At 69.7% G+C, this 13677-nt stretch carries 12 protein-coding genes and 1 pseudogene; 9 read left to right on the forward strand and 4 right to left on the reverse strand.

Annotated elements, in window-relative coordinates; genetic code table 11:
• The first annotated feature begins 129 nt into the window (after nt 1–129).
• Complete coding sequence (uvrA, locus tag KOD61_RS08480) at nt 130–3057, forward strand: excinuclease ABC subunit UvrA (RefSeq protein ID WP_215218278.1); 2928 nt, start codon at nt 130–132, stop codon at nt 3055–3057.
• Nucleotides 3054–3656, forward strand: a complete 603-nt coding sequence (locus KOD61_RS08485; RefSeq protein WP_456307126.1) for an acyl-CoA thioesterase — start codon at nt 3054–3056, stop codon at nt 3654–3656. The genes uvrA and KOD61_RS08485 overlap by 4 nt, the downstream gene beginning before the upstream one ends.
• Nucleotides 3657–3671: 15 nt before the next feature.
• Here KOD61_RS08485 and KOD61_RS08490 read toward each other — a convergent pair whose 3' ends face one another.
• A complete protein-coding gene (locus tag KOD61_RS08490) occupies nt 3672–4118 on the reverse strand; it encodes a copper chaperone PCu(A)C (protein WP_215218279.1) in 447 nt (148 codons plus the stop codon).
• Nucleotides 4119–4157: 39 nt separating this feature from the next.
• Between KOD61_RS08490 and KOD61_RS08495 the strand changes: the two genes are divergently transcribed.
• Nucleotides 4158–5708, forward strand: a complete 1551-nt coding sequence (locus KOD61_RS08495) for a DUF4139 domain-containing protein (RefSeq protein ID WP_215218280.1) — start codon at nt 4158–4160, stop codon at nt 5706–5708.
• Nucleotides 5705–6463, forward strand: coding sequence for an enoyl-CoA hydratase/isomerase family protein (locus KOD61_RS08500; protein ID WP_215218281.1), 759 nt, complete (start codon nt 5705–5707; stop codon nt 6461–6463). Before KOD61_RS08495 ends, KOD61_RS08500 begins: the two co-directional genes overlap by 4 nt.
• Before the next feature lie 3 nt (nt 6464–6466).
• On the opposite strand, the gene KOD61_RS08505 is transcribed toward KOD61_RS08500, so the two are convergent.
• The 3 genes and pseudogenes from KOD61_RS08505 to KOD61_RS08515 form a co-directional block, all read right to left on the reverse strand.
• Nucleotides 6467–7321 (reverse strand): sulfurtransferase, encoded by an 855-nt coding sequence (locus tag KOD61_RS08505; protein ID WP_215218282.1) that lies wholly within the window; start codon nt 7319–7321, stop codon nt 6467–6469.
• A pseudogene (locus tag KOD61_RS08510) lies at nt 7318–8135 on the reverse strand (CoA pyrophosphatase). The gene KOD61_RS08505 and the pseudogene KOD61_RS08510 overlap by 4 nt, the downstream one beginning before the upstream one ends.
• A gap of 116 nt (nt 8136–8251) precedes the next feature.
• A complete protein-coding gene (locus KOD61_RS08515; RefSeq protein WP_215218283.1) occupies nt 8252–8935 on the reverse strand; it encodes an FKBP-type peptidyl-prolyl cis-trans isomerase N-terminal domain-containing protein in 684 nt (227 codons plus the stop codon).
• A 219-nt stretch (nt 8936–9154) separates the two neighbouring features.
• Here KOD61_RS08515 and KOD61_RS08520 point away from each other — a divergent pair, with 219 nt between their 5' ends.
• The 5 genes from KOD61_RS08520 (at nt 9155) to pstS (ending at nt 13651) form a co-directional block, all read left to right on the forward strand.
• Nucleotides 9155–9949, forward strand: a complete 795-nt coding sequence (locus KOD61_RS08520; protein WP_215218284.1) for an enoyl-CoA hydratase/isomerase family protein — start codon at nt 9155–9157, stop codon at nt 9947–9949.
• Between the two features lies 1 nt (nt 9950).
• The gene (locus KOD61_RS13090; RefSeq protein ID WP_311195414.1) at nt 9951–10352 is read left to right on the forward strand and encodes a hypothetical protein; all 402 of its coding nucleotides are present in this window, start codon (nt 9951–9953) and stop codon (nt 10350–10352) included.
• Nucleotides 10353–10358: 6 nt separating this feature from the next.
• Nucleotides 10359–11078, forward strand: coding sequence for an endonuclease III (gene nth / locus KOD61_RS08530; RefSeq protein WP_215218285.1), 720 nt, complete (start codon nt 10359–10361; stop codon nt 11076–11078).
• A 99-nt stretch (nt 11079–11177) separates the two neighbouring features.
• The gene (locus KOD61_RS08535; protein ID WP_215218286.1) at nt 11178–12317 is read left to right on the forward strand and encodes an OprO/OprP family phosphate-selective porin; all 1140 of its coding nucleotides are present in this window, start codon (nt 11178–11180) and stop codon (nt 12315–12317) included.
• A 215-nt stretch (nt 12318–12532) separates the two neighbouring features.
• The gene (gene pstS / locus KOD61_RS08540; RefSeq protein ID WP_215218287.1) at nt 12533–13651 is read left to right on the forward strand and encodes a phosphate ABC transporter substrate-binding protein PstS; all 1119 of its coding nucleotides are present in this window, start codon (nt 12533–12535) and stop codon (nt 13649–13651) included.
• The last annotated feature ends 26 nt before the right edge of the window (nt 13652–13677 follow it).

The following is a 13677-nucleotide window of genomic DNA, read 5'->3' on the forward strand; positions in this document are numbered from 1 at the left end:
GCCGCTTTTCGTGATTCCCGGGCTGGGCGCCGGTTCCGTTTTCCGGATTTGCCCCCATTTATCCCTGCCGATAGGCTCATCTGTTGTCCGTCGCCCGACGACGGCCACCCTCCCCCTGCAGGCTCCTCGATGGCGATGGAATTCATCCGCATCCGCGGTGCGCGGACGCACAACCTCAAGAACATCGATCTCGACCTGCCGCGCGACAAGCTGATCGTGATCACGGGCCTGTCCGGCTCCGGCAAGTCCTCGCTGGCGTTCGACACCATCTACGCCGAAGGCCAGCGCCGCTACGTCGAGTCGCTGTCGGCGTACGCGCGCCAGTTCCTGTCGGTGATGGAGAAGCCCGACGTCGACCACATCGAAGGCCTGAGCCCGGCGATCTCGATCGAGCAGAAGTCCACCTCGCACAACCCGCGCTCCACCGTCGGCACGATCACCGAGATCTACGACTACCTGCGCCTGCTGTACGCCCGCGTAGGCACCCCGCGCTGCCCCGACCACGGCTATCCGCTGGAAGCACAGACCGTCAGCCAGATGGTCGACCAGGTCGTCGCGCTGGGGGCCAGCCCGGAGACCTCCGAGCAGCGCTGGATGCTGCTGGCGCCGGTGATCCGCGACCGCAAGGGCGAGCACGCGCAGGTGTTCGAGCAGTTGCGCGCACAGGGCTTCGTACGCGTGCGGGTCGATGGCGAGCTGCACGAGATCGACGCCGTGCCGCCACTGGCGTTGCGCCAGAAGCACACGATCGAGGCGGTGATCGACCGCTTCCGCCCGCGCGAGGACATGAAGCAGCGACTGGCCGAGTCGTTCGAGACCGCGCTCAAGCTCGGCGACGGCATGGCCCAGGTGGTGTCCCTCGATGACGCCTCCCAGGCCCCGCTGCTGTTCTCGTCCAAATACAGCTGCCCGGTCTGCGAGTACGCGCTGCCGGAACTTGAGCCGCGGCTGTTCTCCTTCAACGCGCCGGCCGGTGCCTGCCCCACCTGCGACGGCCTGGGCGTGGCGCAGTTCTTCGACCCCGCGCGCGTGGTGGTCCACCCCGAGCTGGGCCTGTCGGCTGGCGCGGTGCGCGGCTGGGACCGGCGCAACGCTTACTACTTCCAGCTGATCCAGTCGCTGGCCAAGCACTACCGCTTCGACGTCGACACGCCGTGGCAGCAGTTGCCCGACGACGTGCGCCAGGCGGTGCTGTTCGGCAGCGGCGACCAGGTGATCGCGTTCTCCTACCTCAGCGACGGTGGCACCCGCCACCAGCGCAAGCACCGGTTCGAGGGCATCGTGCCGAACCTGGAGCGCCGTTACCGCGAGACCGAGTCCTCTGCGGTGCGCGAGGAGTTGTCCAAGTACATCAGCGAGCGCCCCTGCACCGAATGCGGCGGCGCCCGGCTCAACCGCGCGGCCCGCAACGTGTTCGTCGCCGACCGGCCGATGACCGACATCGTCGTGCTGCCGATCGACGAGGCACTGACCTTCTTCAAGAGCCTGGAACTGCCGGGCTGGCGTGGCGAGGTGGCGGTCAAGATCGTCAAGGAGATCGGCGACCGCCTGCGGTTCCTGGTCGACGTTGGCCTGGATTACCTGACGCTGGAGCGCAAGGCCGATTCGCTGTCGGGCGGCGAGGCCCAGCGCATCCGGCTTGCGAGCCAGATCGGCGCCGGCCTGGTCGGCGTGATGTACGTGCTCGACGAGCCGTCGATCGGCCTGCACCAGCGCGACAACGAGCGCCTGCTCGGCACCCTTACGCGGCTGCGTGACTTGGGCAACACGGTCATCGTGGTCGAGCACGACGAGGACGCGATCCGGCTGGCCGACCATATCGTCGACATCGGTCCCGGCGCGGGCGTGCATGGCGGCGAGGTCATCGCGCAGGGCAGCTACGAGGACGTGCTCGCCGCGCCGCGCTCTCTCACCGGCCAGTACCTCAGCGGCGCGCGCCGCATCGAGGTCCCGGCCAGGCGCCACTCTCCCAAGCCGGATATGACCCTGCACCTGCGCGGCGCCAGCGGCCACAACCTCAAATCGGTCGACCTCGACATCCCCGCCGGCCTGTTCACCTGCATCACGGGCGTGTCCGGTTCGGGCAAGTCGACCCTGATCAACGACACGCTCTACCCGATCACCGCCAATGAGCTCAACGGCGCCTCGCGCCCGATCGCACCGTTCCGGTCGGTGGAGAACGTCGACCTGTTCGACAAGGTCGTCGACATCGACCAGTCGCCGATCGGCCGCACGCCGCGTTCCAACCCGGCCACCTACACCGGCCTGTTCACCCCGCTGCGCGAGCTGTTCGCGCAGGTGCCGGAATCGCGTGCGCGTGGCTACGCGGCCGGGCGATTCAGTTTCAACGTGCGTGGTGGCCGCTGCGAGGCCTGCCAGGGCGACGGCCTGATCAAGGTCGAGATGCACTTCCTGCCGGACGTATACGTGCCGTGCGATGTCTGCGGCGGCAAACGCTACAACCGCGAGACGCTGGAGATCCTCTACAAGGGCTACAACATCAACGACGTGCTCGAGATGACCGTCGAGGATGCGCTGGAGCTGTTCGAGAACATTCCGTCGATCTCGCGCAAGCTGGAGACCCTGGTCGACGTCGGCCTGAGCTACATCAAGCTGGGCCAGTCGGCGACCACGCTGTCGGGCGGCGAGGCCCAGCGCGTCAAGCTGTCGAAGGAGCTGTCGCGGCGTGACACCGGCCGCACCCTGTATATCCTCGACGAGCCGACCACCGGCCTGCACTTCCACGACATCGAGCACCTGCTCAGCGTCCTGCACCGCCTGCGCGACGACGGCAACACCGTGGTGGTGATCGAGCACAACCTGGACGTGATCAAGACCGCCGACTGGATCGTCGACCTGGGACCCGAGGGTGGCCATCGTGGGGGTACCATCCTCGCCACCGGCACGCCCGAGCACGTGGCGTCGCTTGAGCACTCCTACACCGGCCGTTTCCTCGCGCCGCTGCTGGAGCGCAACCGCCCGGCCGAACCGGCCGTTGCCGACACGGCACCGGCAAAGCCCGCTCGCAAGACCACCAGGAAGAAGTCCGCCCGATGAGCGACGACACCCCCGACAAGCCCGCCGCGAAGAAGGCCGCCAGGAAGACCACGCGCCGCAAGACGACGTCTCGCAAGAAGCCGGTCACCCCGAAGGCCGAGGCGACGTCGCCGTTGGTCGAGGCGGCCGGAACGGTCAAGGCCGATGCGACCGCGACCAGCTCCCAGCCTGTGTCACCGAAGGCGCCCCGCGCCGCCACGTCGGCCGGCCTCATCACGGTCCCGATGGCGGTCCGCTGGCGCGACCTTGACGCGTTCAACCACGTCAACAACTCCAAGTACCTCAGCTACCTGGAGGAAGCCCGGCTGCAGTGGATGCTGACCGTGCCGGGCATGGGCATGGACGACCACGTCGCACCGGTGGTGGCGGCCGCGCAACTCAACTACCGCCGCCCGATCGCGTGGCCGGCGCAGGTGGAGATCGAGCTCTCGGTGGAACGCCTGGGCAACACCAGCCTGACGATCGGCCACCGGATCGTCGACGCGAACGATCGCGGCGTGCTGTTCTGCGACGGCCACGTGGTGATGGTGTGGATCGACCGCGACAGCGGTTCGGCCGCCGCCCTGCCTGACGCCGTACGCGAGGCCTGCGGCGGGTGATGGACGGCCTGGGCCTCAGCCGCCCGGGCCGCGCACCTCGAAGTCGCCGGCAAGCACGCCGCCGCCTTCCAGCTCGAACTCGACCCGTATCCGGTCACCCGGGGCCAACGTGGCCTTCGGCTGCATCAGCATCAGGTGCAATCCACCCGGCTGCAGCACCGCCTCGCCTTTCGCATCAACCCGCAGCGTGGGTACCGGGCGCATCCGGCTGACACCCTCGATGATGCGCGTCTCATGCACCGTCACCTCGCCGAACGCATCGCTGCGCGCCCCGACAATGGTCACCGGGGTATCGCAGGTGTTGGTGATGCGGCCGAACCCGGCCAGCATCGGCATCGCCACCGGCGGCATGCGCACCCAACCCTCGCTCACCACCGGCGCGCACTCGCGTGCGCAGGCCGGCAAGGCAACGGAGGCCAACAGCAGGCTGGCGAATGCCAGCGGAGCACCGATCCTGTTCATCGGCCTATGATACCGGCACGCCGAAAACCGGAGTCCACGATGCATCGTTCGCTGTCGTTGCTTGCCGTCGCCTGCGCGCTGGCCGCCTGCTCATCCGACGCGCCCGCCCCCGCCGGCAGCCCGGAGGTTCCCGCGGCAACGCCGGTCGAACCGCCGCGCGGCAGCGAAGACGAGTCCGCCGGCACCACCCGGCTGACGATCTACAGCGGCGACTACGCGGCACTGGCCGGCGTCGACCGGGCGCAACCCGGGATGCCCGGCTACGCGCTGGTCGAGCGGCCACTGCACTACTCGCTGAAGGAAGGCCTCAACACGGTGTCCGCCACCGGCGTGCCGCCGGCGATCGACGCCGAAGCGGCCGTGCTGCGCGCGCAGTCGGCCGCCGTCGGTATCGAATCACAACGCTACATCGCACCGCTGTCCGGCAGCGCCGACGTCACCTCGCAGGTGCTCGGCCAGCGCATCACGGTCGAGCACACCGCCGGCGGCGCCAAGCAGACCGACACCGGCGTGCTGGTCGCCGCGGGCGATGGCCTGACCCTTGCGCTGGGCGACGGACGCATCAAGGTCATCCGCGAGTACAACAGCTTCAGCGTGGTCGACGGCACCCGGTTGCTGCCGCAGCGCGCCGAACTGCAGTGGACCGTTCGGGCCAGCGGCGGCGGCGACGCCGACTTCGTGCTGAGCTACCCGATGGGCGGCCTGGCCTGGCGGGCCGAGTACCTCGCCACGATCGCCGCAGGCGACAACTGCCAGCTGTCGCTCGACGGCGCCGCGATGGTGGCCAACCGTGCCGGCGTGACCTTCTCCGACGCCAGCCTGACGCTGGTGGCAGGCGAGCCCAACCGGGTCCAGCCCGAGCGCCGCTACATGGCCCGCGGCTATGCCGAGGACGCCGTGGCGGCCGCACCGGCGCCGCAGATAGCGGTCCGGCGCGCGTCGGGCGAGTACCACGCCTACGACGTGCCGGGCACCACTGCGGTGCGGGCCGGCTCGACCGAGCGCGTGCCGCTGTTCGCCCGCGTCGACGCGGTCGCGTGCAAGCGCGCCTACGTGGTCGATGCCGGCGGACCGGACTGGGAACCGCCGCGTCCGCTCATCGACCCGGGCTTCCGCGGTGAAACCGGCGACCTGCCGGTCAAGTCGGCGGTGTCGATCCAGAACACGAAGGAAGCCAACCTGGGCCAGCCTCTGCCTGCCGGGCGGGCACGCATCTTCCAGGGGAGCGATTTCCTGGGCGAGTCCACGCTGGGCCACACGCCCGCGGGCGCGGAGCTGCGGTTCGAGGTCGGCACCGCGTTCGACCTCACGGCCCGGCGCGAGAACACCGGCTTCAACGTCGACCGTGGTGGCCGCACGATCACCGAGTCGTTCGCGCTTACCCTGGCCAACGCCAAGGACACCGACGCCACCATCAGCGTGATCGAACCGCTGCCGCGCTGGAGCGACTGGGAAGTGGTGTCCAGCAGCGTGCCGGCCGAGCGCCGCGACGCGCGCCATGCCGAGTTCACCGTGGCGGTCCCGGCCGGTGGCGAGACCCGCCTGACCTATACGGTGCGCTACCGCTGGCCGGACGGGGTGACCCCTTGAGTCGCGTCGAGGTCGTCACCCACGGCGCGATCGTCGAGCTGAGGCTGGCACGCTCACCGGTCAATGCGCTCGACCCGGCGCTGTGCCGCGACCTGCGCGCCGCGATCGACGCGGCGGTGATTGGTGAGGCCCGAGGCATCGTGCTGTCCGGCGGGCCCAAGGTGTTCTCGGCGGGCCTGGACGTGCCGTACCTGGTCGGACTGGGCGAAGACCGCGCCGCGCTGACCGCCGCGTGGCAGGCGTTCTTCGCCGCCGCGCGCGCGATCGCGACCTGTCCGGTGCCGGTGGCCGCGGCGATCACCGGCCATTCGCCGGCCGGCGGCTGCGTGCTGGCACTGTGCTGCGATTACCGGGTGATGGCCGCCGGCGATTTCCGCATCGGCCTCAACGAGACCCAGGTCGGGCTGGTCGCCCCCGAGGGCATCCAGCGACTGATGCGCCGTGTGGTGGGCACCGCGCGCGCCGAGCGCCTGCTGGTGGCCGGGGAACTGGTCGAAGCCGAGCGCGCCTTGCGGATCGGGCTGGTCGACGAGCTCGCGCCGCCGGAGGAAGTCACCGCGCGCGCCATCGCGTGGTTGCAGCACCTGCTGGCGCTGCCGCGCGAGGCGATGTCGCACACCCGCCGCATTGCCCGGGCCGACATGATCGAGGCGCTGGAACCCGAGCACATCGAGCTGGACCGCTTTGTCGAGGCCTGGTACGCCGAGGGCACCCAGGCCGCGTTGAAGGCGCTGGTCGCGAAGCTGGGGAAATAGGCCTCAGCGCGCGACCGGCCGGTTGGGGTCCTCGAGCCAGCCGCTCCACGAGCCGGTGTACAGCTTCGCTCCCGGCAGGCCGGCGTGCTCCATCGCGAGCAGGTGGTGGCAGGCGGTGACGCCCGAACCGCACATCACCGCCACCTCGTTCGCGGGCCGGCCATCCAGCAGCTCGCTGAACTCCCGCGCCAGTACCCCGGCCGGCTTGAACCGCCCGTCCTCCAGGTTCTCGGCGTACGGACGATTGACCGCACCCGGGACATGCCCGGCGACACGATCGAGCGGCTCGGCCTCGCCACGGAAACGTTCCGACGCACGCGCATCGATCAGCATTCCGCCATCCGACAGGTGCTGCTGCACGCCCTCGGCGTCGAGCAGGCGCGAGCGGTCGAACCGCGCGGTGTAATCGGCCGGCGCAACGGCAGGCATGCCGGTGTCGACCGGGCCGCCTTGCGCGGTCCATGCTTTCCAGCCGCCATCCAGCACCGCCACGTCGCGATGCCCGAGCGCCCGCAGCAGGAACCACGCGCGCGCCGCCGCGAGCGCTCCGTCACCGGCGTCGTAGACGACGACCTGGTGCGACGGCGTGATGCCCCAGTGCCCCAGGCGCGCGGTGAAGGCGTCCGCCCCGGGCCACGGGTGTCGACCGCCCTTGCGGTCGTGGTCGGAAAGGTCCCGGTCGAGGTCGGCAAACCGCGCGCCGGGGATGTGGCCGTCCCGGTACCACGCCTCGCCGGCGCTGCGGTCGGCCAACGAGACGCGTGCATCAAGCACGACGAGGTCGTCGCGTCCGAGCGCCGACGCCAGTTGTTCGACGTTGACCAAACCCTGCCAGCGAGGGGCGGTGGAATCGTTCATCGTGCGTCCTCCAGTCGTTGCCGCAGGTTCCACAGGATCGAGGCGGTGGCGCCCCAGATGCGTTGCGAGGGATAGCGGAACTCGAGCACGTGCCGCATGCGGCCCTTGTACTCCAGCTCCCGGCGCTCGAGGTTGGCCGGGTCCAGCAGGAACGCCAACGGGACCTCGAATACCTCGGCCACTTCGCGCGGGTCCGGACGGGCAACGTAGCCCGGGTCGATCACGGCGACCACCGGCAGCACCCGGAAACCGGTGATCGTCAACAGCGGATCGAGCAGGCCGACCGGCTGGATCCGACCCGGCGGCACGCCGATCTCCTCGCGGGTCTCGCGAAGCGCCGCGGCGACCGCGTCCGTGTCGTCGGGTTCGACCCGGCCTCCGGGAAAGCTGACCTGCCCGCCGTGGTGGCGCAGGTCGGCCGTGCGCAGGGTCAACACCACGCCGGTGCCTTCGCTGCGCGCGACCAGGCCGACCAGCACGGCTGCGTCGGCCAGTTCGACCGCCGGATGCAGCAGGTCGCCGATCTCCTCCCGGTTCCAGCCGTCGCCGATGGCCGGATCGTCCAACGGCCGCAGCACCGACCGCAGGCGGGTGACCTCGCCCGGCGCGTCGGCGATGCCGCCCGGGTTCACGTGCGGGTGGCCTCGCGGGCCGGCAGCACCTCGTCCATGATCCGCGAGCGCTCGTCGTCGCCCATCTGCGACCAGCGCGCGATCTCGTCGCCGGTGCGGTGGCAACCCTCGCACAGGCCCTGCGCGTCGAGGCAGCAGACGCCGGTGCAGGGAGTGAGCATGGCAGGCAGGAAGGTCGTCATCGGGGACTCGACTGCGTGGCGCGGGAAATGCGTGGCGCTGAAACGGATGCGCCGGCCTAGAGGCCGGCGCAAGGGTACCGCGGACGCCGCCGGGCAGGCCCGGCGGCGGTGTCACGTCACTTGATGCTGACCAGCTTGACCTCGAACTGCACGGCCATGTTCGGCGGGACGCCGGTGCGCGGGTCGGCGCCATAGGCCTGCTCGGGAGCCAGGGTGATCTCCCACTTGGAGCCGGCCTGCATCTGCAGCAGCGCCTCGCGCATCGCGGGCATCTCGACCTCGCTCACCTTCAGCGGCGGCATGGCGCGGGCCTGGGCGTTCTCGCCACGCTGGCCCCACGGGAACGGACCGGCGACCTCGAGCTGGACGGTGCTGGCCTGGGTCGGCTTGGCGCCGCTGCCGTTCTCGATCACGCGGTACTGCACGCCGCTGGGCAGCGACTTCACGCCGGCCTTGGCCTTGTTCTGCGCGATGAACGCGTCGCTGCGGGTCTTGTTCTCGGCCGAAGCCTTGTCCCATGCCGCCTTGGCCTTGGCCTGCTGGCGCTTCTGCATGTTCTCGACCGCGACGCGCAGCTGGTCGACGGGCACGGACGGGTCCTTCTTGGCGTAACCGTCCTGCAGGCCCTTGATGATGGTGTTCACGTCGAGCGCTTCGCCGCTTTCGCCGGCATTGCGGCCGAGGTCATAACCGAGCGCGTAGCTCAGCTTGCCCTTCTCGGACGACGTGTCCTGCGCTACGGCGTGGCCCGCGGTGAGGGTCAGGGCCGCAACGGCGACCGCAATCAAACGCAACTTCATTCGGTGGAACCTCCGGTGATGACGCGAGCGGCGGCACCGCCCCGTATTGGGTTGGTCCAGCCGGTCGAACGGCCCCGGATGGACGCGCTAGGATAGCGACGCAGGGGCTTAACTGCCACTGACGTCCAGCTCAGACAACCCGGCGCCGCGCGAGTTCCACGATGCGTCGCGCCTTCATGTTCCAGCAAGAATCCGCCCAGTCCCCGAGGGAGCTCCCGCATGTCCGACACCCATGCCGCCACACCGGTGGCCATTGCCGACCGCGGCGCCGTCCGCGTCATCACCGTCGATCGCCCGGACAAGCTGAACGCGCTGAACGCGGCCACCCTCGATGCACTCCACCAGGCGTTCGACGCCGCCGCGGCCGATGACGCCGTGCGTTGCGTGGTGCTGACCGGGTCGGGGTCGCGGGCCTTCGTCGCGGGTGCGGACATCAGCGAGATGAACACGCTCACGCCGGTCCAGGGCCGCGATTTCTCGCTGCGCGGGCAGCGGCTGATGCGCCGCATCGAGAAGATGCCCAAGCCGGTGGTCGCGATGATCAACGGTTTCGCGCTCGGTGGCGGGCTGGAGCTTGCGATGGGATGCCACCTGCGGATCGCCGCCGACAGCGCCAAGTTGGGCCAGCCCGAGGTCAACCTGGGGCTGATCCCCGGTTTTGGTGGCACCCAGCGCCTGCTGCGCCTGGCCGGCCGGGCCGCCACCCTGGAGCTGTGCCTGGTCGGCACCCCGGTGGACGCGGCGCGGGCGCGCGAGCTGGGCATCGTCAACCGGGTGGTACCGGCCGCCGATCTGGAAACCGAAACCATGAAGCTGGCCAACCAGCTGGCCGAGTCCGCGCCGCTGGCACTGCGCGGCGTGCTGGACTGCGTCAACGTCGGCGGCGAGTGCGCGATCGAGGAGGGCCTGGAGTACGAGACCGCGCAGTTCGGGCTCATGTTCTCGACCGATGACATGCGCGAAGGCACCGGCGCGTTCCTGGAACGTCGCAAGCCGGCTTTCGCCGGGCGCTGAGGTGGACGGCATCAACGGCTGCCGCTGCGGCTGCACGTCGCGCGACGGTGCCGGCGTGCACCGTGTCGCGGCTGCACTGGCGGTCGAGGATGTCGACCACGCGATCGAGGCCGGGCTGCTCGATTGCGAGCCGTGCCCGGATTGCAAACCCGGCTGCCAGGCGTCGGTGATCCGCGCGCGGGATGAGCGACGGGTCGCGTTGGCGGCACGCGAGCGTTTCCGCGCGCGCGAGGCGCGGCTGCAACGCCTGGCCGCGGAGCGCCATGCCCGGCGCGCAGCGCGCCCCCGCCCGGCCGCACCCGATACGTCGGCCACCGAACCCGCCCGCCCGGCCCTGCCGGCCGCCGCCGCCGCCGCACTCGCCCGCGCGCGCGCCAGGGCGGCTGGCACGCGCACCTCCTGAGCACGCATGCCCACGTCCCGACCCCGCCGCGCCATCAGGAAGCGCGCCGCCCGTTCAAGGCTGACCCGCGCCGCCATCACGGAAATGTTCGCCCGCCTGAAGCAGCTCAACCCCAGCCCGACCACCGAGCTGGAGTTCTCCTCGCCCTACGAGCTGCTGGTCGCGGTGACCTTGTCGGCGCAGGCGACCGACGTCGGCGTCAACAAGGCCACCCGCAAGCTGTTCCCGGTCGCCAACACACCGGCGCAGATCGCCGCGCTCGGCGTCGACCGGCTCAAGCCCTACATCGCCACGATCGGCCTGTTCAATACCAAGGCCACCAACGTGGTGGCGATGGCGGAACAGTTGCTCGAGCGCCACGAGGGCGAAGTGCCACGCGACCGCGCTTCGCTCGAGGCACTGCCCGGCGTCGGACGCAAGACCGCCAACGTGGTGCTCAACACGGCGTTCGGCGAGCCGACGATGGCAGTCGACACCCACATCTTCCGCGTCGCCAACCGCACCGGCCTCGCGCCGGGCCGCAACGTGCGGGAGGTCGAGGACCTGCTGGTGCGGGTGATCCCCGACGAGTACCTGCACGACGCGCACCACTGGCTGATCCTGCACGGCCGCTACGTCTGCAAGGCGCGCGTGCCGGACTGCCCGCACTGCGCCATCCGCGACATCTGCCGATACCCGGACAAGACCCGGGGCGAGCCGGTACCGGCGACCACGCCGGCAAGCTGAGCCACCGCGCAACGCGACGAGCCGGCGGAGGAATGTCACATTCCTGCAAGATTTGGCGCCTAACCTGCGCCCACTTCCCCGCTGTGACACCAGACCGTCATGAAAATCACACCAAACCGTCTTGCGGCCGCGCTCATGCTGGCCAGCATCGCGCCACTCGCCCATGCCGGTGTCCCGATCGACACCATCGGTGGTTCCGAAATCAGTTTCGAAGGCCTGGTCCAGGCCGACAGCAGCTGGTACGACAGTGACCTTGCCGACCTCGACGGCGATGCCGGCGATGGCAACGACCATGACCACGAACTGCGCCGCGCCGAGCTGGTACTCAAGGGCAAGGGGCCCGGCAACGTGGACTGGGTGGTGGGCTACGACGCCAAGGGCGACAAGTGGCTGGACGTCAACGTCGGCTACGACTTCGGTGGTGGCCACGGCCTGACGGTCGGCCAGTTCAAGCAGCCCAACAGCCTGGAGGAGCTGTCGTCGACCAAGAACAACGACTTCATCTCCAAGGCGATGACCACCAACACCTTCGCCGTGTCGCGCCGGCTCGGTGCCGCCTATGGCTACTCGGCCGACGACTGGAGCATCACTGCAAGCAGCTTCGGCCGCGAATTGACCAGCGGCGGTGCGCACGGCGCGGGCTACGGCCTGCGCGGGACATTCGCCCCCATCCACGACGACGCCAGCATCCTGCACCTGGGCCTGTCGTACGTCGACCAGGACACTGACGCCGATACCCTGCGGCTGCGTACCCGCCCGCAGGCCGACCTGGCCGGCGTGAGGCTGGTCGATACCGGCACACTGCTCGACACCGACCGCGTGGCCACCACCGGCGTCGAGAGTTTCTGGGCGCATGGCCCGTTGAAACTGCAGGGCGAGTACATGCATGCCTCCGTCAGCAGGCACGACAACGCTGACTACACCGCCACCGGCGGCTACCTCAGCGCCGTCTACAACCTGACCGGCGAGTCGTGGGGCTACAAGTCCGGCACCCCCGGCACCGCCAAGCCGGCCGATCCGGCCCGCGGCATGTGGCAGGTGGGCCTGCGCTACGACACCATCGACCTGGACGACGGCACCGTTGAAGGCGGCCGGATGGACGCGATGACCGCGGGCGTGAACTGGTACTGGCGCAAGAACTTCAAGTTCGCGCTCAACTACGTGCAGGTCGACAGCGAGCGCCAGGGCCTCAGCGACGACCCGGACATCATCGAGACACGGCTCCAGTTCTTCTGGTAGCGGGAGCTTCCAGTCTCTCTCTCAATCTCCCTCCCCTGGGCAGGGCGCGACCAAGGTCGCGCCCTTTTTGTTTGCGCGTCCGGTACCGGCCGGGTGAACACGGCCCGCACCGGCTGTAACAAAACCGGGCGAACTGTCATATCGGCGTAACAGAAACATCATTTCATGGTCGCACCCGCCGGCAGGTGCCGGCATTCCTCGTCACGGAGTTCCGAATGAACACCACGCCGGCCGGCTTCAACCTCCGCACCGCCGCCCTGTCCGTTGCCCTCGCGTTCGCCGTCGCCGCTTGCGGTGGCAACGATTCCACGCCCGCCGCCGATGCCGGCGGTTCCGCCCCGGGGGCCAGCACCGAGGCGGGCGACCAGGTCTCCGCGCAGATCACCGGTGCCGGCGCGACCTTCATCTTCCCGCTGATCTCCAAGTGGTCCGCCGACTACAACGCCGCCACCGGCCACAAGGTCAACTACCAGTCGATCGGTTCGGGCGGCGGCATCGCCCAGATCAAGGCCGGCACCGTCGACTTCGGTTCGTCCGACGCGCCGCTGTCGAGCGAGGAGCTGGCCGAGGCCGGCCTGCTGCAGTTCCCGTCGGTCATCGGCGGCGTGGTGCCGGTGGTCAACGTCAAGGGCATCGAAGCCGGCGAGCTGAAGCTTACCGGCCCGCTGCTGGCCGACATCTACCTGGGCAAGGTCAAGACCTGGAACGACCCGGCCATCGCCGCGGTCAACCCGGGTGTCGAGCTGCCCGCCGGCAAGATCAACCTGGTGCAGCGTTCGGACGGCTCGGGCACCACCTTCAACTTCACCAACTACCTGACCAAGGTCAGCCCGGCGTGGGCGGACGCGGTCGGCGAAGGCAAGTCGGTGCAGTGGCCCGACGGCGTGGGCGGCAAGGGCAACGAGGGCGTGGCCTCCTACGTGCAGCAGATCGACGGCTCGATCGGCTATGTCGAGCTGGCTTACGCGCTGCAGAACAAGATGGCCTACGCGATGCTGCAGAACGCGGCCGGCAACTTCGTCGCGCCAAGCGCCGAGGCATTCGCCGCCGCCGCCGCGACCGCCGACTGGACCAGCGTGCAGGACTTCAACCTGGTCATCACCAACGCGCCGGGCGAGCAGGCGTGGCCGATCACCGCCACCAACTTCATCCTGATGTACGAGCAGCCCAAGGACGCCAAGCGCAGCGCCGATGCGCGTGCGTTCTTCGAGTGGGCGCTGGAAAACGGCCAGCAGCAGGCTGCGTCGCTCGACTACGTGCCGCTGCCGCCGGAGCTGGTCGGCCAGATCGAGCAGTACTGGGCCGCCGAGTTCAAGGGCGCCACCGCGCAGTAACCGCGTCTCGTCGGACCGCCCCCGGA

The organism is Lysobacter luteus, assembly GCF_907164845.1.
GTDB lineage: Bacteria > Pseudomonadota > Gammaproteobacteria > Xanthomonadales > Xanthomonadaceae > Novilysobacter > Novilysobacter luteus.